At 40.5% G+C, this 22,838-nt stretch carries 23 protein-coding genes and 1 pseudogene; 10 read left to right on the forward strand and 14 right to left on the reverse strand.

Annotated elements, in window-relative coordinates; translation table 11 throughout:
• Positions 1–347: 347 nt before the first annotated feature.
• From M1E96_RS08995 to purM, 4 genes and pseudogenes are all read right to left on the reverse strand, one after another.
• Positions 348–524, reverse strand: a pseudogene (locus M1E96_RS08995) (WG repeat-containing protein); the annotation flags it as partial.
• Between the two features lie 4 nt (positions 525–528).
• Positions 529–2,274, reverse strand: a complete 1,746-nt coding sequence (locus M1E96_RS09000; protein WP_369427501.1) for a WG repeat-containing protein — start codon at positions 2,272–2,274, stop codon at positions 529–531.
• A 362-nt stretch (positions 2,275–2,636) separates the two neighbouring features.
• Entirely contained in the window at positions 2,637–3,272 is a 636-nt protein-coding gene (gene purN / locus M1E96_RS09005; RefSeq protein ID WP_272580062.1) for a phosphoribosylglycinamide formyltransferase, read from the reverse strand.
• Positions 3,272–4,312: a phosphoribosylformylglycinamidine cyclo-ligase gene (gene purM, locus M1E96_RS09010; RefSeq protein WP_140179338.1), complete on the reverse strand. Its 1,041-nt coding sequence runs from the start codon at positions 4,310–4,312 to the stop codon at positions 3,272–3,274. Before purM ends, purN begins: the two co-directional genes overlap by 1 nt.
• 233 nt (positions 4,313–4,545) lie before the next feature.
• Between purM and upp the strand changes: the two genes are divergently transcribed.
• From upp to hda, 3 genes are all read left to right on the forward strand, one after another.
• Positions 4,546–5,172 carry a uracil phosphoribosyltransferase gene (upp, locus tag M1E96_RS09015; RefSeq protein ID WP_070928363.1) on the forward strand — a complete coding sequence of 209 codons (627 nt, stop codon included), beginning with the start codon at positions 4,546–4,548 and terminating at the stop codon, positions 5,170–5,172.
• A gap of 128 nt (positions 5,173–5,300) precedes the next feature.
• Complete coding sequence (gene uraA, locus M1E96_RS09020) at positions 5,301–6,599, forward strand: uracil permease (protein ID WP_272580063.1); 1,299 nt, start codon at positions 5,301–5,303, stop codon at positions 6,597–6,599.
• Between the two features lie 116 nt (positions 6,600–6,715).
• Positions 6,716–7,423, forward strand: a complete 708-nt coding sequence (hda, locus tag M1E96_RS09025) for a DnaA inactivator Hda (RefSeq protein ID WP_217495499.1) — start codon at positions 6,716–6,718, stop codon at positions 7,421–7,423.
• A 60-nt stretch (positions 7,424–7,483) separates the two neighbouring features.
• Here hda and arsC read toward each other — a convergent pair whose 3' ends face one another.
• Positions 7,484–7,840 carry an arsenate reductase (glutaredoxin) gene (gene arsC, locus M1E96_RS09030; RefSeq protein ID WP_272580064.1) on the reverse strand — a complete coding sequence of 119 codons (357 nt, stop codon included), beginning with the start codon at positions 7,838–7,840 and terminating at the stop codon, positions 7,484–7,486.
• A gap of 12 nt (positions 7,841–7,852) precedes the next feature.
• Entirely contained in the window at positions 7,853–9,316 is a 1,464-nt protein-coding gene (locus M1E96_RS09035) for a M48 family metallopeptidase (RefSeq protein ID WP_070928358.1), read from the reverse strand.
• A gap of 139 nt (positions 9,317–9,455) precedes the next feature.
• Here M1E96_RS09035 and M1E96_RS09040 point away from each other — a divergent pair, with 139 nt between their 5' ends.
• Entirely contained in the window at positions 9,456–10,529 is a 1,074-nt protein-coding gene (locus M1E96_RS09040; protein ID WP_272580065.1) for an AI-2E family transporter, read from the forward strand.
• Positions 10,530–10,614: 85 nt separating this feature from the next.
• Here M1E96_RS09040 and bcp read toward each other — a convergent pair whose 3' ends face one another.
• Positions 10,615–11,085, reverse strand: coding sequence for a thioredoxin-dependent thiol peroxidase (gene bcp, locus M1E96_RS09045; protein ID WP_070928354.1), 471 nt, complete (start codon positions 11,083–11,085; stop codon positions 10,615–10,617).
• 14 nt (positions 11,086–11,099) lie between these two features.
• The gene (locus M1E96_RS09050) at positions 11,100–11,657 is read right to left on the reverse strand and encodes a glycine cleavage system transcriptional repressor (protein ID WP_070928351.1); all 558 of its coding nucleotides are present in this window, start codon (positions 11,655–11,657) and stop codon (positions 11,100–11,102) included.
• A gap of 274 nt (positions 11,658–11,931) precedes the next feature.
• Between M1E96_RS09050 and dapA the strand changes: the two genes are divergently transcribed.
• The 3 genes from dapA to purC all read left to right on the forward strand — a co-directional run bounded on the left by dapA (position 11,932) and on the right by purC (position 15,052).
• Positions 11,932–12,840 carry a 4-hydroxy-tetrahydrodipicolinate synthase gene (gene dapA, locus M1E96_RS09055; RefSeq protein WP_070928349.1) on the forward strand — a complete coding sequence of 303 codons (909 nt, stop codon included), beginning with the start codon at positions 11,932–11,934 and terminating at the stop codon, positions 12,838–12,840.
• 16 nt (positions 12,841–12,856) lie between these two features.
• On the forward strand, positions 12,857–13,906 hold the full coding sequence (gene bamC, locus M1E96_RS09060) for an outer membrane protein assembly factor BamC (protein WP_070928346.1): 1,050 nt from the start codon (positions 12,857–12,859) through the stop codon (positions 13,904–13,906).
• Between the two features lie 432 nt (positions 13,907–14,338).
• A complete protein-coding gene (purC, locus tag M1E96_RS09065; protein WP_369427502.1) occupies positions 14,339–15,052 on the forward strand; it encodes a phosphoribosylaminoimidazolesuccinocarboxamide synthase in 714 nt (237 codons plus the stop codon).
• A gap of 50 nt (positions 15,053–15,102) precedes the next feature.
• On the opposite strand, the gene M1E96_RS09070 is transcribed toward purC, so the two are convergent.
• From M1E96_RS09070 to M1E96_RS09095, 6 genes are all read right to left on the reverse strand, one after another.
• Positions 15,103–15,459, reverse strand: coding sequence for a hypothetical protein (locus M1E96_RS09070; protein WP_369427503.1), 357 nt, complete (start codon positions 15,457–15,459; stop codon positions 15,103–15,105).
• Positions 15,460–15,549: 90 nt separating this feature from the next.
• Positions 15,550–16,365, reverse strand: a complete 816-nt coding sequence (locus M1E96_RS09075; protein WP_369427504.1) for an energy-coupling factor ABC transporter ATP-binding protein — start codon at positions 16,363–16,365, stop codon at positions 15,550–15,552.
• Positions 16,352–17,197, reverse strand: coding sequence for an energy-coupling factor ABC transporter ATP-binding protein (locus tag M1E96_RS09080; protein WP_369427505.1), 846 nt, complete (start codon positions 17,195–17,197; stop codon positions 16,352–16,354). Before M1E96_RS09080 ends, M1E96_RS09075 begins: the two co-directional genes overlap by 14 nt.
• Positions 17,185–17,889 carry an energy-coupling factor transporter transmembrane component T gene (locus tag M1E96_RS09085; RefSeq protein WP_272580117.1) on the reverse strand — a complete coding sequence of 235 codons (705 nt, stop codon included), beginning with the start codon at positions 17,887–17,889 and terminating at the stop codon, positions 17,185–17,187. Before M1E96_RS09085 ends, M1E96_RS09080 begins: the two co-directional genes overlap by 13 nt.
• A 2-nt stretch (positions 17,890–17,891) precedes the next feature.
• Entirely contained in the window at positions 17,892–18,473 is a 582-nt protein-coding gene (locus tag M1E96_RS09090; RefSeq protein ID WP_070928336.1) for an ECF transporter S component, read from the reverse strand.
• A gap of 36 nt (positions 18,474–18,509) precedes the next feature.
• A complete protein-coding gene (locus M1E96_RS09095; protein ID WP_070928333.1) occupies positions 18,510–18,947 on the reverse strand; it encodes a PPC domain-containing DNA-binding protein in 438 nt (145 codons plus the stop codon).
• Positions 18,948–19,305: 358 nt separating this feature from the next.
• Between M1E96_RS09095 and M1E96_RS09100 the strand changes: the two genes are divergently transcribed.
• From M1E96_RS09100 to M1E96_RS09110, 3 genes are all read left to right on the forward strand, one after another.
• On the forward strand, positions 19,306–20,196 hold the full coding sequence (locus M1E96_RS09100; RefSeq protein ID WP_070928331.1) for a neutral zinc metallopeptidase: 891 nt from the start codon (positions 19,306–19,308) through the stop codon (positions 20,194–20,196).
• 117 nt (positions 20,197–20,313) lie between these two features.
• Positions 20,314–20,766, forward strand: coding sequence for a DUF441 domain-containing protein (locus M1E96_RS09105; RefSeq protein WP_369113638.1), 453 nt, complete (start codon positions 20,314–20,316; stop codon positions 20,764–20,766).
• 7 nt (positions 20,767–20,773) lie between these two features.
• Positions 20,774–22,768, forward strand: coding sequence for a tRNA(Met) cytidine acetyltransferase TmcA (locus M1E96_RS09110; RefSeq protein ID WP_369427506.1), 1,995 nt, complete (start codon positions 20,774–20,776; stop codon positions 22,766–22,768).
• The last annotated feature ends 70 nt before the right edge of the window (positions 22,769–22,838 follow it).

Genomic DNA, 22,838 nt, shown 5'->3' on the forward strand with positions numbered 1-22,838 from the left:
TTTTTCATGGCAGAGTCATATTAAATTTAATATGTGATTGATAATGAGCTTGCAGAAGATAATGAGCTGAAATAAATTAAATGGTGGCTATTTATTACTATTTTTTCTAGCATAGAAAATTAATCAAACTAAACTAAGAGTTGCATTGCAATATGAAGCATAGTACCACTGAGTTTAATTTTAGCATTGATAATTGATGATTATTCATTAAAATCAAAATAATTAAGAGTATCTTTTATCATTTCCTTTGAAATCGATATTTGATTGAAATAATTGCCATGCTGAGCTACAAAAAAAGCTCAGCTGGCTGCACTATTAACCGGTTGAATACTTAATATTCTCTTCAGCTATTCATTATTACCGTATTTTTCAGTTTTTACAGCGTTCTCTTTAAGTAACTCCTCCATAGTGTAATCTTTACCATCAATATGATATGACACGAGGCCATTTGTTGAAGAAAGTGAATTATGGCTACTGTATTTAAACGGAATGATGATGTCACCTTGTTTATTAATCACACCCCAGTGATTATCTTTTTTTTACTAGGGCATAGCCGTTATCAAAATTACGCGCATTTTCATAATGTAACGGGATTACTTCATAACCTGTAGCATCAATAAAGCCATGCAGTTTATTACGTTCAACGTGGGTCATATCATCGCTGAATTCTTCTACTTTATCGTAGCCAAACAGTGTTAGAAAAATATCACCTTCAGAATTAAGAAAATAAAATTTTTTATCGAATGTATCCATTTTATCTTCAATAAAAAAACTAGGGCCAAAAAGAATGGTATTATTACCACCATTCTTTATTTTATACTCTGCTGCTGGGAGGAGCTGTGTACCTTTATCATTAATGATATGATACCCCTGTTTATCCTTATAATAGAAAAAACTTGATTGTTCGTCAGGAAAATCAAGTATATTGATTCTCAAATTTTCTCCTGAGAATAAGATAGGTTTTTCATTTTCAGTATTAAATAATAGAATCCCATTATCTTTAGCGATAACAAATGCATCATCAGATAGGCTAAAAATACTATTCATTTCTGTTACTCGATTTGCTTTTTTATTTTTTACATCTAACTGATATAACTGGTAATGAGAGACTTCATATTCATCACCGTCATCATTCGTTCTAGTTTCTATCGTTTTGGTAAAAAAGTAATTTGCGTTCAGGATATAAGGTTTAGCATTCCCATTGTTTAAAACTTCGTTACCATTCTGGTCAATAATATAAAATATTTCTGTTTTTAGATCTTTAACTACGGAGTATAACTTAAGATATTTCGGTGCAATAACAATGTTACGTTTTTCTTTTTCTGTACTTTTTACTTCGTGAATGGTTACAGTCGCTGGTGTACCATGGAACAAACAAGCCACCCGATATGTCATAGGTGCGTCTGTTTCTTGTTCAAAACGTTCGTAATATGCAGCAACTCGATGTATTAATTCATCTTTATTTTTATTATGGCTTTCTGATGCTTTTACTATACCATCTATATAACGGCTCATTTTATTGGCGAAATCTACACCGCCTTTTACACAGGCAGATGCAGATAAAATATTTCCATTTTTATCTGCAATATCTTCTCCTGCTATATTTAGATCACCATCTAAAGTGTAACTCAGAAAGTTTTTATCTTTTTTAGCCAGCTTCAAAGTAAAGTTTGGCTGTGTAATTTTTGGGGTATCAGTTGAAAGATGATATGTACCTAGCTCAGTAATATAGCTATATGTCACTTCTGCTGTTATATTTTTGACGGTCTTATTATTATCAAGACGTAATGCTTTTGTTTGTTTTCCATCTCTAATTTCTTCACTACCATCCATATAAGTGATTTTTTTTATGTTTATTACTGGTTGCTGCTTTGATGGCATTTCATCTACAATTAGATTAATAAATGAAGAATTGTAAAATAAGTCCTGATTGAATGATAGCGAGTTTATCATATTCTCAAAAGCCTGTTGGTACTCTGCTGGACTCAGAATACTATAATTTTTTTTATAATATTCTTCTGATTGTGGGATTTGAGTTCTCTCACTATATAAATCATCAGCCCTCCCCATTTTAGAAAATAAATCAAAGCTTTTTTTATCTTTTCTGATCTTTTCAATTGACTCTTCCAAATTAAGGCCATCTAATTCTGATGTTATATAATTTAATGACTCTTGAGAGGGTTCTGGTAACTGTTCTTCATATAATAACGACCAGAATACTCCACCTACGATGACAAGTAATATACCAAGGCTCGTGACAACCTTCTTTTTCATCAAAACTATCCTTATATGCTTATATTATGGTAATAGCTCATACCAGTAACAACTTATTAAAAAGTATCATAAAAATAGCTAGCTAAATAACTGTATTTTCTAGTACTGAACATTTTTATGATACAAATATAACATCCTAGGTATTATAACCTTGGGTTATCTGTCCCGAAATCCCCGCTGCATGATTGACAGTGATAGTGAGCACCATTCTAGATAGTATGCATTTTAATACGAATAAACTATTTATTGAAAAATAGATGAATTAGAGGGAGTTCAAATAACTAAATTTGATAAACAGCCCAACAAAAAGGGCAGAAATTATCTGCCCTTAATAAAATAGATTTTAAATAATTTATTAATGGTTAGTCATTAGCATAGCCATGCATCGGCAAGCATCTACCATCTAAATAAGCGTGGTTATCAGCCATTACTAAGCGCCCATCAACAAACCATTGTACGACCATTGGATAGATATTGTGTTCTTGTGCTTTAACGCGTTCGACAACATCTTCTTCCGTATCATCAGCAAAAATAGGTACTTTCGCTTGTAAAATAACCGGTCCGCCATCCAGCTCTTCGGTAACAAAATGTACCGAAGTTCCATGTTCACTATCGCCGTTTTCCATTGCTTTACGGTGGGTATGTAACCCCGGGTATTTAGGCAATAGAGAAGGGTGGATATTGAGCATTTTACCTGAGTAGTGTTTGACTAGGTCGGCAGTTAAAATGCGCATGAAACCCGCTAACACCACTAAATCAGGGTGGTAGTTATCGATCATTGCCATGAGAGCTGCGTCATATTGTTCGCGATCAGCAAATTCTTTTGCGCTCAATGATAGGGCTGGGATCTTGGCCTGTTGTGCACGAACCAACCCGTAGGCATCGGGTTGGTTGCTGATCACGGCGACAATTTGTGCCTGAAGACCATTGGCTGTTGCATCAATCAGTGACTGTAAATTACTGCCACTGCCTGATATAAGGACAACAATTTTCTTCATTAGCGGATAACAACCTGCTCTTCACCATTAGGTTGCTCAGCAATAACACCGATTTGCCATGCTTTTTCGCCTAATTGGTTCAGTAGGGTTAATGCCGCTTCAACTTCGCTTTGTGGCAGGGCGATGATAATACCAACACCACAGTTAAAAGTGCGGTACATTTCATGACGGCTGACGCTACCTGCGGTTTGCAGCCAGTCAAATACTGCTGGCCACTGCCAGCTGCTTTCATCAATTTGTGCCTGAGTATTTTCTGGTAATACGCGAGGAATATTTTCCCAAAAACCACCACCTGTAATATGGGCAATAGCATGAATATCACATTTCTCAATCAGCTCTAGCACATTTTTGACATAAATACGTGTTGGAGCCAATAGATGGTCAGCTAATGATTTCCCTTCAAGCTGAGTGGCTTCTGGATTGGTTTTGCTGACTTCAAGGATTTTACGAACCAGTGAATAGCCGTTTGAGTGCGGGCCGCTTGAAGCTAATGCGATCAGGGCATCTCCTGCGCTAACTTTGCTACCATCGATGATCTCAGATCGTTCGACGACACCAACGCAAAAACCTGCAACATCATAGTCTTCACCGTGATACATACCCGGCATTTCTGCGGTTTCACCGCCAACTAATGCACACCCTGATTGTTTACAACCTTCAGCAATACCGGTGATCACGCTTGCAGCGGTATCAACATCCAGTTTGCCTGTTGCGTAATAGTCTAAGAAAAACAGAGGTTCAGCGCCTTGGACGATTAGGTCATTGACGCACATAGCCACTAAGTCGATACCAATAGAGTCGTGACGTTTTAAATCCATTGCAAGGCGTAATTTGGTTCCTACACCGTCAGTACCGGAAACTAGAACGGGTTCACGGTATTTTTGTGGTAGGGAACATAGTGCACCAAACCCCCCCAGTCCTCCCATAACTTCTGGTCGGCGAGTCTCTTTGACCACACCTTTAATACGTTCAACCAATGCGTTACCTGCATCAATGTCAACACCGGCATCTTTATAGCTGAGAGAGGTTTTATCAGTCACTACGGCCCCCAAGGCAATTGTGTTGTAGAAAAATAAACTGCAATGCAGATTATTCTAACAGGCTAAGCAAACGTTTGCGATAGCTTTATTCAGGAATTAGGTCTAACATAAAAATGAGCTATTTCTGATTGTTTTGACATCAATCAAACTGAACCTAGTGGCATCTCGGGTAAAAAGAGTTATAATCCCGCGATTTTTTTGTGCGCTGGCGTCTAAAATAGTAGGAGAATTCCATGAAGATCGTTGAGGTAAAACACCCTCTCGTTAAACATAAACTCGGCCTGATGCGAGATCATGATATAAGCACTAAGCGCTTTCGTGAACTGGCCTCAGAGGTTGGTAGCCTACTGACTTATGAAGCAACTGCTGACCTAGAAACTGAGAAAGTGACGATAGAAGGTTGGTGTGGTCCTGTAGAAATAGAGCAAATTAAAGGGAAAAAAATCACCGTCGTTCCTATTCTGCGTGCAGGTATTGGCATGATGAATGGTGTTCTGGAAAGCGTTCCAAGTGCGCGTATTAGCGTAGTGGGTGTTTACCGTGATGAAGAAACATTTAAACCCGTTTCTTATTTCCAAAAATTAGTTTCAAATATTGATGAGCGTATGGCACTGGTTGTTGACCCTATGTTGGCAACAGGGGGCTCTATGATCGCAACTATCGATCTGCTAAAAAACGCAGGTTGTAAATCAATCAAAGTATTAGTTTTGGTTGCTGCTCCTGAAGGTATTGCTGCATTAGAAGCGGCTCACCCAGATGTTGAATTATATACCGCGTCTATTGATGAATATTTAAATGAAAACGGGTATATCGTTCCAGGGCTAGGTGATGCTGGCGATAAGATATTTGGTACTAAATAAATAATTAGCCGACTTTAGAAGTCGGCTTTTTTTTAATAAAAAAACACTATACTTTAACGAATTCAAGATGCAGATAACCAATAACTCTGCGTCTAGAAGGGTGACGAGTATAAAGGGGATGAAAAGAAATGACACGCCGTGCGATCAGCGTTGAAGAAAGACCACCGTTGCTACAAACTATACCGTTAAGTTTTCAACATTTATTCGCCATGTTTGGTGCAACCGTTATTGTACCGATATTATTTGGGGTGAACCCAGCCACAATCTTATTGTTTAACGGTATTGGTACGCTGCTTTATTTATTTATCTGTAAAGGAAAAATTCCTGCATATTTAGGATCCAGTTTCGCCTTTATTTCTCCAGTAATGATATTACTGCCACTCGGCTATGAATTGGCTCTTGGCGGTTTTATTATTTGCGGGGTGTTATTTTGTTTGGTGGCTCTGATTGTTAAAGTTGCAGGAAGAGGGTGGATTAACGTTATGTTTCCCCCTGCTGCAATGGGGGCGATCGTCGCGGTGATTGGTCTCGAATTGGCACAAACTGCGGCTAGCATGGCCGGTTTATTACCAAAAGAAGGAGCGCCGGTTGATACAAACACGTTAATTATTTCGATCACCACGCTTTCAATCACGATTTTATGTGCAGTAGTATTTCGGGGTTTTCTGTCTATTATTCCTATTTTAATCGGTTTTTTAGCAGGTTATGCCTTATCTTATTTTATGGGGATCGTCGATTTTACCCCTGTTATTGAAGCGCCATGGTTTGCTGTTCCAACCTTTTATACCCCACGTTTTGAATGGTTTGCTATTTTAACTATCTTGCCTGCGGCGTTAGTCGTGATTGCAGAGCATGTTGGCCACTTAGTTGTGACTGCAAATATCGTTGAACGTGATTTGATGAAAAACCCAGGCTTACACCGTTCAATGTTTGCGAATGGTTTTTCTACCGTCATTTCAGGTTTCTTCGGCTCAACACCAAATACGACTTATGGCGAAAATATTGGGGTTATGGCAATCACTAAAGTTTACAGTACTTGGGTAATTGGTGGTGCGGCTATCATTGCTATTCTCCTATCCTGTGTAGGTAAACTAGCCGCAGCGATTCAATTAGTGCCAACTCCTGTGATGGGTGGGGTATCGCTATTACTTTATGGCGTAATTGGTGCATCGGGTATTCGTGTATTAATCGACTCTAAAGTTGACTATAACAAGCCTCAAAATTTGATTTTGACTTCAGTGATTTTGATCATTGGTGTTAGTGGCGCTGTGATTAGTATTGGTCAGGCAGAACTAAAAGGTATGGCATTAGCAACGATTGTTGGTATCGCGATGGCATTATTATTCCGCTTTATTACTTTTATTCGTCCTGAAAAACAGTTTGTGACTTCAGATCTCGAAGAAGTCGATACGCATTCGAAGAAATAAAAGTGCGAAACAGTTGCCGATGTGATGAAAGCATCGGCAATCAGATTTCTTGCTGTTCATCTATCTTTGCAATTTATGGTAAACTTATCAGCGTTAATTGTTTTGTACAGCCAGAGGTGCTTCTGAACACACCATCGCAGCTTTCACTACCACTATATCTACCGGATGACGAAACGTTTGCCAGCTTTTATGCAGGGGAAAATGAAGCGTTGCTTTCTGCGATCAAGCTCGCTATCCATCAGCCACACGGTAGTTATATTTATTATTGGTCTCGTGAGGGGGGCGGTAAAAGTCACCTATTGCATGCGGCTTGTGCTGAGCTATCCGAGCAGGATATTGCAGTTGGTTACGTTCCACTCGATAAGCGAGCCTACTTTGTCCCTGAAGTGCTTGATGGCATGGAACATTTATCATTAGTGTGCATTGATAACATTCAGTGTATTGCCGGTGATCCTGAATGGGAAATGGCGATTTTTAACCTATATAATCGTATTTTAGAAATTGGCAGAACCTGTTTATTAATAACCGGTGATCGACCACCAAGACAAATTGACCTCTCGCTGCCTGATCTCGCATCTCGGCTCGATTGGGGGCAAATTTATAAATTACATCCATTGAGTGATGAAGACAAAATTTGTGCGCTGCAATTGCGCGCGCGAATACGTGGTTTTGAATTACCTGAAGATGTGTGCCGGTTTGTTTTAAAACGCTTAGATAGAAAAATGGGGACGTTGTTTGATATTTTAAATCGACTGGATCACGCATCAATTGTTGCGCAACGTAAACTGACTATTCCCTTCGTAAAAGATATTCTTCAGTTATAGAACAATTAGAATGAATAAATAGTCCACCTCACTCCATAATTAAAGTGAGGTGGTGGGATATTATAATATGTCTAATACTTGTTCTGGTGGACGTCCTAGTTTGACTTTTTTGCCGTTTACCACGATAGGGCGTTCAATTAACTTAGGATTTTCATGCATGGCATGCAAAAGTTGTTCTTGCGTTAAAGACTCATCCTTTAGATTGAGTTCTTTATACAGATCTTCTTTGGTGCGCATTAATTGGCGCGCATCAGTGAAACCTAATGATTTTAAGAGCTGTTTCAAGTCAGCGATGCTTGGTGGTGTTTTTAGGTATTCAACAATCGTGGGTGTGATCCCTTTAGATTCTAATAGCGCCAGAGTTTCGCGGCTCTTAGAACAACGAGGGTTATGATAGATTTTGATCGTGTTCGTCATCGTTATGATCCCTTACGGTTTAGCTTTACTGTCTCTTAATTGTAATTTTCTTAATTCATCGATACGTGCATCATAGCGTTGTTGTTCATAGCTACCTAAGCGACTCTTTCTACTAGCCTCGGTAAGATAATTAACGGCATTATCATAGTTACCCCGTAACGCCATACCTTCGGCATAGGCGGCAAGCTCTTCTGTACGCTTACCTTGTTTAGCCGATGCTTCGGCTAATAAATCCCAACCATTAGGATCATCGGGGTAATTAAAGGTATACCTATTTAGCAATGAAGTTGCTTCAGCAAGCTGCTTATTGTTGATTAAAGCATTTGCTAAATTGATTTGTAGCACTGGATTATTTGGCGATTTTTTCAATGCATTTTGTAAGCGAGTAACGGCTTGGCCTGCACGACGCTGTTCAATATCCAAATCTGTCATGCTATCGATAAACCATGGATTATCAGGTTGTTTTTCTAGCAAGCTACTGACAATTTTAGTGGCTTCAGCATACTTTTTATCTTGAGATAATTTCAAAGCACGCCCATATTCTGCAGCCATACGCTCTTGGGCGGTGCCCTTACTATAATTTTCTATGATCTGATCTAAAGCATATTGTTGGCCTGAAGTATACATAGATAAAATGCGTACACGAGCTAACATAAAATCTTCGGAAGAAGGCACCTTTAATTTGGGATACTGATTGGAACGGTTACGTGCATCTGCCAAACGGCTGTCAGGCAATGGGTGAGTTAGCAAAATTTCAGGGGGTTTTGACATATAACGAGTTTGATCTGACATCACTTGCATAAAGTCAGCCATTGCGTGAGGGTCAAAACCAGAGCGTCTGAGAGTCTGTAAACCGATACGATCCGCCTCTTGCTCATTGGCTTGGGTGAAACTGATCATGCCTTGTTGCATGCCAGCAAAAGTACCCGTTAAAGCGGCAAATCCTGCTTGGGGGTTTGCCATTACCAATAATAATGAACCAATCGTGCCAGCAATCGCTAATGGCGTTGTGCTTTTTTGGTCTTCCATCATACGTGCTAGATGACGCTGGGTAACGTGTGAGATTTCATGCGCCATAACTGACGCTAATTGGCTTTCGTTTTGGCTATAACGAAACAGTGCCGAATGCAGTACTACATTACCACCAAAGTAGGCATAGGCGTTAATATTAGGGTTATTCACCAAATAGAACTTGAAGGGGGTTTTAACCGAATCGGCATTCTTAACCAACCGCATACCCAGTTTATTAATGTACTGGTTAAGAAGAGGGTCATAAATCAAGGGTGTACTGGCGCGAATTTGTCGGGTGATAGCATCACCCATAATAATTTCCTGATTGATGCTTAATGTCCCACCAGCAGTTGTGCCGATGTCGGGGAGAGTATCTTCAACTGCACTGAAGGCGGGTAATACAGCGCCGTTGACACATGCAGCTATCAATAAAACCATAAGTGGATTTTTCAGTTTTTTATTCATGAAACAATGGCATCCCGTACAACGATGAATTTTGAGATCAATCTATGATAGCAAATGCTACCGTAATGTCTGTTAATTGGTATAATTTTCGCTAATTTAGGAACTGTCTTTAATGCATCAATTTCCAAGGAGCTAACTAATGCTGGAAATGTTATTACAATGGTATCGGCGCCGTTTTGCTGACCCACAGGCTGTTGCACTATTCACACTGTTGATTGTCGGCTTTGCGATCCTATTTTTCTTCAGCAGCATTTTAGCTCCTTTATTAGTGGCATTAGCACTTGCTTATATACTTGAATGGCCAACGCATTTTCTTGAACGATTAGGCTGCTCACGTGTCGTGGCTGTTAGTATTATTTTGACCTTGTTTGCTGGAATTAGTGCCATGGTTATTTTAATTATTGCACCAACGGCATGGCAACAAGGAATAAATCTTGTTGGCGATTTACCGAATATGGTCAATCGGTTTAACGAGTTTGCTCAAACATTACCAGAGCGTTACCCTGCATTAGTTGATGCCGGTATCATTGATATGATGGCTGATAACTTACGGAGTCGCTTATCAGGAATGGCTGAATCAGTGGTTAAAATGTCAGTTGCTTCCTTGATAGGGGTATTTACCTTGGCAATTTATGTTGTTTTAGTACCATTAATGATGTTTTTCTTAATGAAAGATAAACAAAAAATCATTAATAGTGTACAAAAAGTGCTACCAAGAAATCGTTTGTTGGTCGGTAAAGTCTGGGTTGAAATGAACCAACAAATTACTAACTATTTACGTGGTAAAGCCACTGAAATGGTGATTGTCGGTATTTGTACTTATGCAGGTTTTGCCTATTTTGATTTACGTTACTCGGTGTTATTGTCTGTGCTGGTGGGGGTATCCGTTTTGATCCCTTATATTGGCGCGGTGGTTGTTACGATCCCTGTTGTGCTTGTAGCTTTATTTCAATGGGGTATAGGAAGTGATTTTTGGTCTCTGATTGTGGTTTATCTTATTATTCAGGGCTTAGACAGTAACTTAATTGTGCCGTTATTATTCTCTGAAGCTGTAAACTTGCATCCATTGGTGATTATTTTATCTGTAGTCATTTTTGGTGGATTATGGGGTTTTTGGGGCGTGTTTTTTGCTATCCCCCTCGCAACGCTGATTAAAGCCGTGATCAATGCGTGGCCAGAAGAAACATTAGAGAGCCAACCAAAACAAGAATAATAGGTTAACCAATAAGATAAAGCGGGAAATAAACTTCCCGCTTTGTACGCTATTTTAGATGAGGAAAGTTTCTCATCAGTCGCTATTAAGCGTTTGCGTTTAAGTATTCAAGAACAATTTCATGGTGATTACTGGTTTTGAAATTGTCGAATACATGTTCGATAGTTCCATTTGCATCAACAAGGAAGCTAATGCGGTGGATACCGTCATAGGTTTTACCCATGAATTGTTTTTCACCCCAAACACCAAATTGTTCACACACTTGGTGATCTTCATCTGATAATAGCGTGAAGTTGAGCATTTCTTTTTCAGCGAAACGAGACAATTTTTCGGGTTTATCGGTGCTAATGCCTAAAACTTCAACACCTTTTTGCTTAAGTGTATCCATTTCATCACGCAATCCACATGCCTGAACAGTACATCCAGGCGTCATGGCTTTAGGGTAGAAGTAAACTAATACGCGTTGACCCTGATAATCTGAAAGATTGATGATTTCACCATCTTGGTCAGGAAGGCTAAATTGAGGCGCCTTATCACCGGCTTTCAATGGGTTCATTACATATATCTCCGTTAACTCTGCATTTTGGGATTATTAACAATGCTTATGTTGCCTTTAGCATTGAGCATTGTACATAGTTGTTGAAATTTATTTTTTATAATTAAGCCATTATCATCCAATGGATGATGTGCTGTAATTTGAATTTCAAGCTGAGCCGGCGCATCATGACTTGCAGGCTGTGTTTTTGATACTAACTCCGCAATATTACATTGTTGAGTGGTAAACAAATTTGTAAATTGTTCTACGATGCGAGGTGCATCATCGACCACGACATTCACTGTTACCGTTGACGGGTAGTCGGTGGTTTCTACGCTTTGTGTTCGCTTCATCACAATTAACAACTCTAGTTCAGCCCCTTTTAATGGCAGAGTGGCCTCTATTTGTGCAATTGCATTCCAACTCCCTGAAAGCATCATAATAAAGGTGAACTCTTTACCGAACATCGCTAAGCGGCTGTCTTCGATATTGCAATCACATTCGCTCACAAGGCGTGTAATTGTATTCACAATGCCCGGACGATCGGTTCCCAGCGCGGTAATAACAAGAAATTGCTGTTCGGTCTTAGGCAAAGTCGTTTCCTTCATATTTTTTATTCTCAGGTCGCTTTTTACTCAATAATTTAAGGAGCAAAATCGACAGGTTGATGATGGTAAGGAAACCATAAAAATAACAATCTGCCAAGAGGGCAGATTCACTCTTGCGAGGAATGATCGAGAATTATTACTTCTGTTTAAGTTATTCAGAGCGGTATTAACAAAATTCATTAAAAACCTGCGTTTGGGTGGTTTTCTTCTTTGAAATGAAAACGTACCATGGAGTCTAAACTATTTAGGGGGTATAGCTATGTCTCATTCAAACACAAACTATAAAGAGTTTTTAACTGGCAGTATTGTTGCAGTCATTACACCAATGGATTCAAAAGGGCGTTTGGATAAACAAAGCTTGAAAAAATTGGTGGATTACCATGTTGAAAGTGGTACTTCTGCGATTGTGTCTGTTGGGACGACTGGCGAATCAGCAACACTAACACATAAAGAACATGTGGATGTGGTTAATGCGACATTGGAACTGGCTGATGGGCGTATTCCGATCATTGCAGGAGCAGGGGCGAATGCGACCGCGGAAGCTATCTCTCTGACTGAAGAGTTTGAAAATTCAGGCGTTGTTGCTTGCCTGACAGTCACACCTTATTATAATAAGCCTTCACAAGAAGGATTGTATCAACACTTTAAAGCTATTTCAGAGAACACGAGCTTGCCTCAAATCCTCTATAATGTACCATCACGCACAGGGTGTGATTTATTGCCTGAAACGGTGGGACGTTTAGCAAAATTGGCGAATATTGTGTCAATTAAAGAGGCAACAGGGAACTTAGCAAGGGTTCATCAAATCAAAGAACTGGTTGATGACAATTTTGTTCTGCTCACAGGTGATGATGCAACCGCATTGGACTTCATGCAATTGGGTGGTCAGGGCGTTATTTCTGTTACGGCTAACGTTGCGGCCGCACAAATGGTAAAAATGTGTGACTTAGCGCTTGCGGGCAAATATACTGAGGCTCGTGAATTAAACAAAATCCTGATGGGTTTGCATCATCAGTTATTTGTTGAGCCTAATCCAATTCCAGCGAAATGGGGCTGCCACCGCCTTGGTTTGATTGCTGACGATACGTTGCGGTTACCAATGACACCGTTAACTGAGTCAGGCCAACAGAAAGTGGAAGCGGCACTGAAACTCGCTGGGTTACTGTAAAATTTAGGGAATTTTAATGGCAACATTATTGCAAAAATCGAAGGTTATGAAGGTTGCTGGCCTGTCACTTGTGGTGTTACTGGCAGCCTGCTCCAGCGATCAGCGCTATAAACGTCAGGTCAGTGGTAACGAGGAATATCTCGATGCCGCGCCATTGAAAGTGTTAAATGTACCACAGGGAATGACGTTACCATTGCAAAATGGCGAATATGAGCTCCCTAAAGTCACCTCAACGGGACCGGTGGGTAAAGCACTGGATATTCGTCCTCCAGTATTGTCGATTTCGCAGTTAGCGGGCTCACGTACTGAAGATAGTGCTGAAGCAAGTCGTTTGTTGCTTGATAATACACCTGAAAATAGCGCGTTATGGTCACAAGTTACGTTAATTTTAGAGCAACGTGGTATCCCAGTGACATCGAAAGATGATGGCTCACATTCTATTGAAACCGATTGGGTGAAATGGGAACGTGCTGATGAAGATGTACCGCTAGAAAGCCGCCATAAAGTGACTGTACAGCCACAAGGTGGGCAGATTGCATTAACTGTGACTAATTTAGGCTTGCGTCAAGGGGCAGAGACTATCACTGACCAAGCTGAAATCCAGCGTTACAATAAATTATTGCTCAATGAATTGACTGATAGCCTATACGCGCTGCGTGATACGTCAAATAAAAATAGTATCCAAAGTGCTTATGGCATTATTGATGTTCAGTCTGGTAGTGATGCCACTGGCTTACCTGTGGTTATCGTTCGTGCACCGTTTGATGCTGTTTGGGAACGTTTACCTCATACCTTAGAAAATGTGGGTATGAAGGTTGGTGACCGCAGCCGTTCAACAGGTTCAGTGATGGTAACTTATAAAGGGTTAAGCAGCTCCGAATGGCAGAACTTAGGTGTTGATGATCCTTCTGTTCCAGAAGATGACTACAAAGTTCAAGTCGGTGATTTAAACAACCGCAGCAGCTTACAGTTTATCAATACTAAAGGTGTACCATTAACTCAAAAACAAAATGATGAAATGGTTGCTGCATTAAAAGCGGCTTTTAGTAAAGTCGGCAATAAATAATTTATCTCTTAAGCCGTAACTCATGTGTTGGGTTACGGCTTTTCTATTGCGTTTATCGCGCTTTCTTTCCTTTCTGTTCTTTAAGTTTCACCCCCTCGCCAAATGGACAAAAAACCAGTATTTACGCCTAAGTAATCGTTTGCGTCTGTAGGTGAATTTTATTATCATTATTCGGTAGGCTAGATAATGATGCTTTAATGAATTATAGCTCTATATACAAACTAATGCCGGCAAGTGAATGAATGGCTAGCGGTGTAGGTAATTATGTGGTTGGTGCAAGTCAGTGCAGTCAACATGATTGCAACCTACAAGATGACAGGTATAAACAGAACAGAAAATTAACAATGAATTGCGACATTCTACTGTTACTTATCTGGATCTGCGCAAGCGTTGATACCTTAATTGAATAATCACATCTCTGGAGTGTGTAAGATGCAAAAGAAAGCTGAGTTGTATCGTGGTAAGGCTAAAACGGTCTATACCACAGAGGATCCTGACCGTTTGATTCTGGAATTCCGTAATGATACATCAGCACTCGATGGGGAGCGCATCGAGCAGTTTGACCGTAAAGGGATGGTAAACAATAAGTTTAATCATTTTATTATGAGTAAGCTGGAAGAAGCTGGCATACCAACGCAAATGGAAGCTTTACTGTCAGACACTGAAGCGTTAGTCAAAAAATTGGAGATGGTGCCAGTAGAGTGCGTTATACGTAATCGTGCCGCAGGCTCTTTGGTTAAACGCCTTGGTGTTGAAGAAGGCATGGTATTAAACCCACCATTATTTGATTTATTCCTAAAAGATGACGCTAAGCATGACCCAATGGTCAATGACTCTTACTGTGAAACGTTTGGCTGGGTTAATCAAGAAAACTTAGCAGAAATGAAACGGTTAAGTTATAAAGCTAATGACGTATTATCAAAAATTTTTGCAGATGCAGGGCTGATCTTAGTCGATTTCAAACTGGAATTCGGTTTGTTTAACGGGAAAGTTGTTTTGGGTGATGAGTTCTCTCCGGATGGTAGCCGCCTGTGGGATAAAGAAACACTCAATAAAATGGATAAAGACCGTTTTCGTCAAAGCCTTGGCGGTTTAATCGAAGCTTATGAAGAAGTTGCTCGCCGTATTGGTGTGAAACTGGATTAATTTTTACATTAATTAATGTGTTAACAGCCCTAATTAGGGCTGTTTTTTTATTATTCAGCGCCACAATTTATACGCTGATCTAGCATTTTACAACCCGCTATTGCCGATGGGTTAACGGCTTTATTTTGCTCTGACAACCACAATTCTAATTGAGTAGAAGCGGAAGGTAATGCATGACCCAGTTGACGATTTTCCTGCCCATATTCAATCAATTGATTATTCAAAAATACAAAATGGAGTAGAGTTTGAGGTTTTTGGGTATACATCGAGTAGGTGGTAGTTTGCTGTGTTGCTAAATCAGTGGGAGGCCCCATCAACTCGATAACTTGCTGTTGATTCATATCGATTGTAATAGCATTGAGATCTGGCTTGGTTGCACAACCAGCGATAAAGAATAGCGTAGTCATTATGATACAAGCTTGATAGATAACACGCATGTTAAGTGACTCAGTGATCTATATTGGTTATGCGATTAGATCATAAAAACAGCGTTAAATCTATCTTTGATCTCGTTGGTTTAAACGAGCAAAATTGTTTGCCCAATGTTCAGGTGTATTCTCTAATTGTATATTTAATGCATGACTTAATGAATAGAGTGTTGGCGCAGGCAGTAGCGAATCAGGCTGTAAATCGGTGTGACATAATATTTTTTCAGGGGAGCCATCGGCGATTAATTTACCAGCGGATAAATGAAGCACACGTTGAAAATTACGCGCTACAAAATCAAGATCATGACTGATGGCTAAAACGGCACAGCCAATATCTTTTTGTACTGCGAGCCAATTTTCAAATCGAGTTAACCAAAGCGTATCAAAATCACGACTTGGCTCATCTAGGAGTAATATTTTCGGGCGTACAGCACTCAGGCATGCAACAGCCACCATACGCTTTTGACCTGCATTGAGATCTAAAGGGTGATGATCTGCAACATCTTCTAAATGACATATTTCTAAAGCGTCTGCGATGCGCTGATTCATTTCTTGTTTGGATATTTTTAGCCGTTTTAGTCCAAAAGCAATTTCTTGCTTAACACTGCTATGAAAAACTTGCTTTTCAACTTCTTGAAATAAAATGCCAATTTGAGTTGCCCGCTGTGTCGCACTGAGTTTCGAGATCAAATCTCCATTCAGCTGTATTTGCCCTTGTCTTGGTTGTAATAAACCCGCAGCCAAACGCAACAATGTTGATTTTCCTGCGCCATTATCACCCACTAGTGCAACCTGCTCGCCAGCAGTAATCTTGATAGAGAGTTGTGTTAGGGTATCTTGAATCGTATTCGGCCAGCGAAAGTACAGATTTTCAAATCGCAACATACTTGTCCTTTAAAACATGTAATAACTCATCGTCATTGTTTGGGATATTAATATTCCAACCATGTTGATTGATGAGGTAGCCAAGGGCGCGCCATGCATCAGGCATGTTAACAGTTGACTGTGCTGCGGCAAAAACGCGCTGTCGATCGATACTGGCGATAGTTTTTCCTGCATCAAGTAGCATGACTTGTTGGCAAAAGCCAAATGCAGGTAGCAAATGGCGCTCAAATAGGATCACACTACAGCCGGTTTTGTGTGTGTAATTCTTTAAGTTAATCAACAGTGAGTGGGTTGCTTTTGGCGTTAAACGGCTAAATGCTTCATCGAGTAATAATAATTTAGGTTGCATGGCGAGGGCACTAGCGATAACAACACGTTGAGCCTCGCCACCGGATAGCGTGCTTGGGTGACGATGACGCAATGTTTCACAGTGCGTGAGCGCTATTGCTTCATCAACTCGTTGATAAATTTGTTCTTCAGGTATTCCTTGATTTTCAGGTCCAAAGGCAATTTCCTGTTCAACGCTAAAGGTGCAGCCAGAGAGTTGCAGCTGTGGTGATTGTTGGATCAGTTGTCGTTGTGTACTAAGAGTGACTAAATTCCCTTCGGTAAGCGGTAGAGAAAACACGTCTCCAGTGCCTGTTAGTTCACCACTCATTAACTCTGGCAACCAACCACAAAGTAATTGAGCTAATGTACTTTTACCACTGCCATTACCACCGAAAATACCCAGCCATTCGCCCTCTGTTAATTGAATATCGATGGGGCCCAGTATCGATGTGTTTGCTGTTTTCGGTGTAAAAGAGAGTTGCTGTAAATTTACCACCACCACCGGATCCCTCCTTCAACTAACATGATGATTAACAACGAGTAGCGAGTGATAGTTTGCAAATAACTATCTTTAGGCGCATTCAGTGTAGTACGTTGACGAATAAGGCGAAAACTACGCATGTCTAACGCAGCGCCACGAATGGCTAAATCATTGAGTGTTTGGGTAACTAATGGCAGTAGCACAGCAGGTAAAGAAACTAGTTTCTGCCAAATGTGACCATCAAGAGGTACACCTCTAGCCAGTTGCGCTTCTTTGATACTGGCTAATTGCCTTTGTAGTTGCTCAATAAATAATAGTGGCCCTGATAACAAATAGGAGAAACTAGGCGGTAAGCGGCTAGCAAAGAGGGCTCTAATAAAGTTTTCGGTAGGAACGTATTGTAACCATATCTGAGCACTGCTGGCGATCGCTAATAGCCTTAACCATAGGGTCAAGGCTTTTTCTTGTTGAGTGATCGCAGGGAATGCTCCTGTGATCCAATAACTCAGCCAACCGCTATGGATCAGCCATAATCCACATGCCATGGGTAGCATTACCCATACAACAAAACGCCAACGGTGGCGAGCGGCTTTCCAAATCAGTAATAATATCAGTACCAATGCATTCATCACGAGCAATGGCCAGCCAAGGGGTAATAATACCACGGTAAAACTGAACCAAACCCATAACGTTAGCGAGGTAAATGGGTGCATATTCACCGTACTCTCGCCATATGCGGAAAATTTTGCTGGGCACGTAGAGGCAATTGGCGGACTAACAGCCAAGCGACAATGGCCGAAAATATCTTGTCTGTAATATTGGCGCCGAGTACCGTAATCGCCACCGATTCCAATAAGTTTTCACCGACAGCATGGAAGTAAGCAACAAAAAAGTCAGCACCGCTGCCTGTTGTACCAGCAAATAAATAGGTGCGGATCGGCACTGCAACTAACATCAATGCTAAGGTGATGACAACCCCGGAAAGAATGACACGAGGTAACGTGCGAAAGCCCCCAACATGAGCTAATAGACCCGCGCTTAAGCCTATCATCATGGCAACAGGGGCGAAGGCTGCGGCGATAGGGCCACTTAATAATCCCCACAGTAAATTGGTTAATAAACCCGTTAATACGGCGATCCAAGGGCCTGCAAGTAACGCGCAAATAAGTGTGCCGATAGAATCTAAAAATATGGGAAGTTTAATCATTGAGCTAATTTGACCACCGATCATATTAATAGCAATAGAAAAAACGATCAGTACCAAGGTACGGCTAGAAAGAATAGGGGATTTTGACATGAAAAATTGGATCCTTAGGGATAAAGAATATTGAATTTACTGAGTAAGACGTGCTGAGACGACTAACTCTTCATATCCAGATAATTCACAGTTTGCACGGGTAAAGGTGAGATCTTCTAATTCACCAATAATTAACTCTAAAGTCGTTCTAACGGTACATCCAGGCATCATATGACCGCCTTTCATATCACCATTATCATCAGATATTGCTAAATGAAGGTGCTCGCCTTCGGCATCTAATGTGCCAATTAATGAAACTATTTCATATTTGCCAATAAATTGTTTTGTTTCATCACGTCCTGCAAATCGTAAATTAACGTTAGTTAAACTTCCGACACATCCGGCAATGAAGGCGGCCTTTAAATTATTTGATGTAATAAACTGACGTAGAGCAGGTATGACATCTTCTTCGGGACGTAAGCGCAGAGCTAAATAACGTATATTGGAGGAGCCTGACAGTTGGTGTGTATTCATGTGAATAGCCCTAAACTATATATAATATAAATATGGCATGTTTTATTCATCTGCCAAAATGCTGGAAAATCATAAGTTATGATTATTTTATATTTAGATCCGATTATTGTAAGCAACAATCAACGAGATATCAGTAACGAAGTGTTTTCTTTTGCATATACACATAAAATTGCGTTTAATTTTTGTTAGGGACTAAATCATTAGCTGTAAAATAGTTAGTTTTATTCAAAGGTAGACGAAAATAGGCAGTTGTTATCAATGATTATGGCGTATATAAATAAAAATAATTAAATCAATAACCCCGATTTTAGGTTTAAACTGCAATTTAACCCTATATCTGTTTATAAGAGAGGTGACTATGCGTTGGCAAAACCGTCGTCGAAGCGACAACATTGAAGATAGAAGATCCCAAAATTCATCAACAGGCTTTCGGGGAACTGGCGGTGGGATGCGTATTCCTTTACGGGGGAAAAGTGGCATCGTGATCTTAATTGTAATTGTGGTGGCGGGTTATTATGGTGTTGATCTTACTGGATTAGTGACAGGTGAACCAATAGGAAATACCACCTCTCAACAAACACAACGAAGCGCAGCCAGCCCGCAAGAAGAACAATTAGCCGATTTTACCTCAGTGATGTTGGCTTCAACAGAAGATGTATGGCAAGCAGAATTTAAGCAAATAGGTAAGCAATATCAACAGCCTAAATTGGTTATTTATCGTAACGGTACATCGACAGCGTGTGGCCAAGGCCAAGCGTTTATGGGGCCGTTTTATTGCCCAGCAGATAGTAAAGTCTATATTGACCTTTCATTTTACAATGATATGAAAACAAAACTCGGTGCTGGTGGTGAATTCGCTCAAGGTTATGTTGTTGCACATGAAATTGGTCATCATGTACAACATCTATTAGGCATCGAGCAGCAAGTGAGAAAGTTACAACAGGGTATCAGTGAGAAAGAAGCCAATAAATTGTCAGTGAAATTAGAACTTCAAGCGGACTGTTTTGCGGGGGTATGGGGACACAATATGGATAAAGAGGGTATCTTGGGCGATGGTGATCTGCAATCGGCTCTTAATGCCGCACAAGCAATTGGTGATGACAGGTTACAGCAACAGAGCCAAGGCCGCGTGATCCCTGATAGTTTTACACATGGTACTTCACAACAACGCTATTACTGGTTTAAAAAAGGTTTTGATACAGGTGATATAAATAGCTGTAATACGTTTTCCGCTCAAAACCAATTTTAAAGAGCGGTATAAATGAAAGTATCAATAAATAGCAGGTTAGGTTTGCTTCTTGTATTGTGAGTGAATAACATTAATCGTCTTTTTATTCATTGTTGTTTGTATCACAGGGAATATTGTATGAGTCAAGTTGACCCAACTTTGATTATTTTATTGGTTTTAGCTGGCCTTGGGATCATTAGTCATAACATGACGGTAACATTAGCCATGTTATTTTTATTGGTTGTACGTATCACGCCATTGAACAATTTTTTTCCTTGGGTTGAGAAATATGGGCTGACAATTGGTGTTTTAATACTGACAATCGGGGTCATGGCGCCGATCGCCAGTGGTAAAATCTCCGCCCACGATGTGTTTGGATCATTCTTAAATTGGAAATCGATCTTGGCTATTGTCATTGGCATATTGGTTTCTTGGTTGGGAAGCCGTGGCGTAACGTTAATGTCACATCAACCTTCGACAGTCGCTGGTTTATTGGTTGGTACAGTGATTGGTGTCGCACTGTTTCGAGGGGTACCTGTGGGGCCATTGATTGCCGCAGGGATCTTGTCATTATTAATTGGTAAATCTTAACCTTAGTATGACTCACTCACTTTCTGAAATTTGTGTACAGCTGAATACCATTGGGCATCGACGCTTATTCGTCCTATCTGGGGAAACGCAGTGGATTGATGACAAGTTAAATGATATTCGATCATCCATATTAGGTGATTGGATAACTATCTCCCCCTCAATCAGTCAGGGCCTCGCTGGGAGCCAAGCACACACTTTGTTAGGCCAAGAATTCTTGCATGCTATTTTTGATGCAAGAGAGGGGTTGCATTGTGAAGCCTTAGCAATATTAGCAGGTACCTTGAAAGCGGGCAGTCTATTGGTTCTGTGTACGCCTCCACAAAATCAATGGGCGGCTACGCCGGATAATGACAGTTTACGTTGGAATGAACAGGGAGGTATGATTGCGACCCCTAATTTTGTTCATCACTTACAGCGGACAATTAATCTACAGTCTGAGGTTTTAATTTGGCAACAAGGTGATGAGCCTCATTTTTGTTTATTGCAAGATGATTCACCTTGGCAACCACCATCAGGTCAAGCGACACCTGCACAGCAACACGCACTAGAACAGCTATTATCAGCCGATCTAGGGGTTTGGGGGGTAATTGCATCGCGAGGAAGAGGGAAATCAACCCTTGCAGGCATGTTGATCCGTGGTTGGCAAGGCGAATGTTGGTGTTGCGCACCATCAAGAGCAGCAACACAAACACTCGAACAATATGCGGGAAACTCCTTGGTGTTTTGGTCGCCTGATGAATTACTTCACTACTGCAATAGCGGTGGAGAGATAAGTGCAGATTGGCTAGTTATTGATGAAGCTGCGGCAATACCGAATTATATTTTGCGTCAGTTAATTGAGTATTTTCCGCGTGTTTTATTGACCACAACGGTTGATGGCTATGAGGGAACGGGGCGTGGTTTTATCAACAAATTTTGTGCGCAATTAAAGAATTTTACGGCACTTGAATTAAATGAGCCCATTCGCTGGGCGATCAATGATCCGCTTGAATCATGGATAAATCAGGCTCTGTTACTGGAAGAACCTCAAAGTCGCGAAAAACGCTCGTTATTATGGCAAATTGGCTCTGTAACTCAACAGCAACTTATTAGCCAACCTAGGCAATTACAGCGTTTCTATGGGTTATTGACCAGTGCTCACTATCGAACATCACCGCTTGATTTACGTCGTTTGCTTGATGCAAGTCGTCAGCAATTTAAAATAGTCAAATCAGAGACAGATCTTATTGGTGCCCTATGGATGGTGGAGGAAGGGGGGCTAGAAAGTGAGTTAAGTTGGCAAATATGGGCGGGTATTCGTCGACCTAGAGGTAATTTAGTCGTCCAGTCGCTGGCGGCACATAGCTATTTTCCAGAAGCAGCCGAAATGTTTTCACAGCGAGTGATGCGGATCGCAGTTGAAGCCAGTTATCGCAGGCAAAAAATAGGTTTGCAACTCCTTGAGCAACAAAGACTCACCGCTATCAACCAAGGCGCTGATTTTTTGTCGGTGAGCTTTGGGCTCGCCCCCGAATTACTGTGTTTTTGGCAGTGTGCAGGTTATCAATTAATACGTATAGGAAGTCATTTAGAGGCAAGTAGCGGTTGCTATACGGCGATGGCGATTTTACCACTATCTTTATCAGCTAAGGCGTTATGTGATAAAGCAACAAATTATTTATCCAGAGATATTTTTTGGCGTAATGATCTTGATACTTTTAATTTAACGATAAGTGAGCAGCAACAGCTGATGGAAGCGGATTGGCTTGAATTAGTTGGATTTGCCTACTATCACCGACCTTTAGCTGCGAGTTGTGCGGCAATACAGCGTTTACTCCTTGAATATAAAGAGTCGTTGCCGCTGTTATCACTACATTTCCATGCAAGTTATTCTATAAATGAAATTTGCCAACAATGGGGCCTTATGGGGCAAAAAGCGTGGTTGAAGCAAGCGAGAGCAGAAGTTAGAGATGTGATCCTACATCAACGCCCTGAGCTTGTTATGACTGTCGCGATACCCTAAATAACTCGAAGCGTTGTTAGGTGCCAATTCAACGAGTCATTGGCAGCTTAGATAAGACGGTGACTGATGC

This window comes from Providencia sp. PROV236, assembly GCF_033676985.1.
Taxonomy (GTDB): domain Bacteria; phylum Pseudomonadota; class Gammaproteobacteria; order Enterobacterales; family Enterobacteriaceae; genus Providencia; species Providencia manganoxydans.

What these genes read in the sequence shown, in the direction of transcription:
- M1E96_RS09000 (WP_369427501.1), bottom strand. Translation starts at nt 2,274, where the DNA reads ATGAAAAAGAAGGTTGTCACGAGCCTTGGTATATTACTTGTCATCGTA.
- purN (WP_272580062.1), bottom strand. Translation starts at nt 3,272, where the DNA reads ATGAAGAAAATTGTTGTCCTTATATCAGGCAGTGGCAGTAATTTACAG.
- upp (WP_070928363.1), top strand. Translation starts at nt 4,546, where the DNA reads ATGAAGATCGTTGAGGTAAAACACCCTCTCGTTAAACATAAACTCGGC.
- uraA (WP_272580063.1), top strand. Translation starts at nt 5,301, where the DNA reads ATGACACGCCGTGCGATCAGCGTTGAAGAAAGACCACCGTTGCTACAA.
- arsC (WP_272580064.1), bottom strand. Translation starts at nt 7,840, where the DNA reads ATGACGAACACGATCAAAATCTATCATAACCCTCGTTGTTCTAAGAGC.
- M1E96_RS09035 (WP_070928358.1), bottom strand. Translation starts at nt 9,316, where the DNA reads ATGAATAAAAAACTGAAAAATCCACTTATGGTTTTATTGATAGCTGCA.
- M1E96_RS09040 (WP_272580065.1), top strand. Translation starts at nt 9,456, where the DNA reads ATGCTGGAAATGTTATTACAATGGTATCGGCGCCGTTTTGCTGACCCA.
- bcp (WP_070928354.1), bottom strand. Translation starts at nt 11,085, where the DNA reads ATGAACCCATTGAAAGCCGGTGATAAGGCGCCTCAATTTAGCCTTCCT.
- dapA (WP_070928349.1), top strand. Translation starts at nt 11,932, where the DNA reads ATGTCTCATTCAAACACAAACTATAAAGAGTTTTTAACTGGCAGTATT.
- bamC (WP_070928346.1), top strand. Translation starts at nt 12,857, where the DNA reads ATGGCAACATTATTGCAAAAATCGAAGGTTATGAAGGTTGCTGGCCTG.
- purC (WP_369427502.1), top strand. Translation starts at nt 14,339, where the DNA reads ATGCAAAAGAAAGCTGAGTTGTATCGTGGTAAGGCTAAAACGGTCTAT.
- M1E96_RS09070 (WP_369427503.1), bottom strand. Translation starts at nt 15,459, where the DNA reads ATGACTACGCTATTCTTTATCGCTGGTTGTGCAACCAAGCCAGATCTC.
- M1E96_RS09075 (WP_369427504.1), bottom strand. Translation starts at nt 16,365, where the DNA reads ATGTTGCGATTTGAAAATCTGTACTTTCGCTGGCCGAATACGATTCAA.
- M1E96_RS09085 (WP_272580117.1), bottom strand. Translation starts at nt 17,889, where the DNA reads ATGCACCCATTTACCTCGCTAACGTTATGGGTTTGGTTCAGTTTTACC.
- M1E96_RS09090 (WP_070928336.1), bottom strand. Translation starts at nt 18,473, where the DNA reads ATGTCAAAATCCCCTATTCTTTCTAGCCGTACCTTGGTACTGATCGTT.
- M1E96_RS09095 (WP_070928333.1), bottom strand. Translation starts at nt 18,947, where the DNA reads ATGAATACACACCAACTGTCAGGCTCCTCCAATATACGTTATTTAGCT.
- M1E96_RS09100 (WP_070928331.1), top strand. Translation starts at nt 19,306, where the DNA reads ATGCGTTGGCAAAACCGTCGTCGAAGCGACAACATTGAAGATAGAAGA.
- M1E96_RS09105 (WP_369113638.1), top strand. Translation starts at nt 20,314, where the DNA reads ATGAGTCAAGTTGACCCAACTTTGATTATTTTATTGGTTTTAGCTGGC.
- M1E96_RS09110 (WP_369427506.1), top strand. Translation starts at nt 20,774, where the DNA reads ATGACTCACTCACTTTCTGAAATTTGTGTACAGCTGAATACCATTGGG.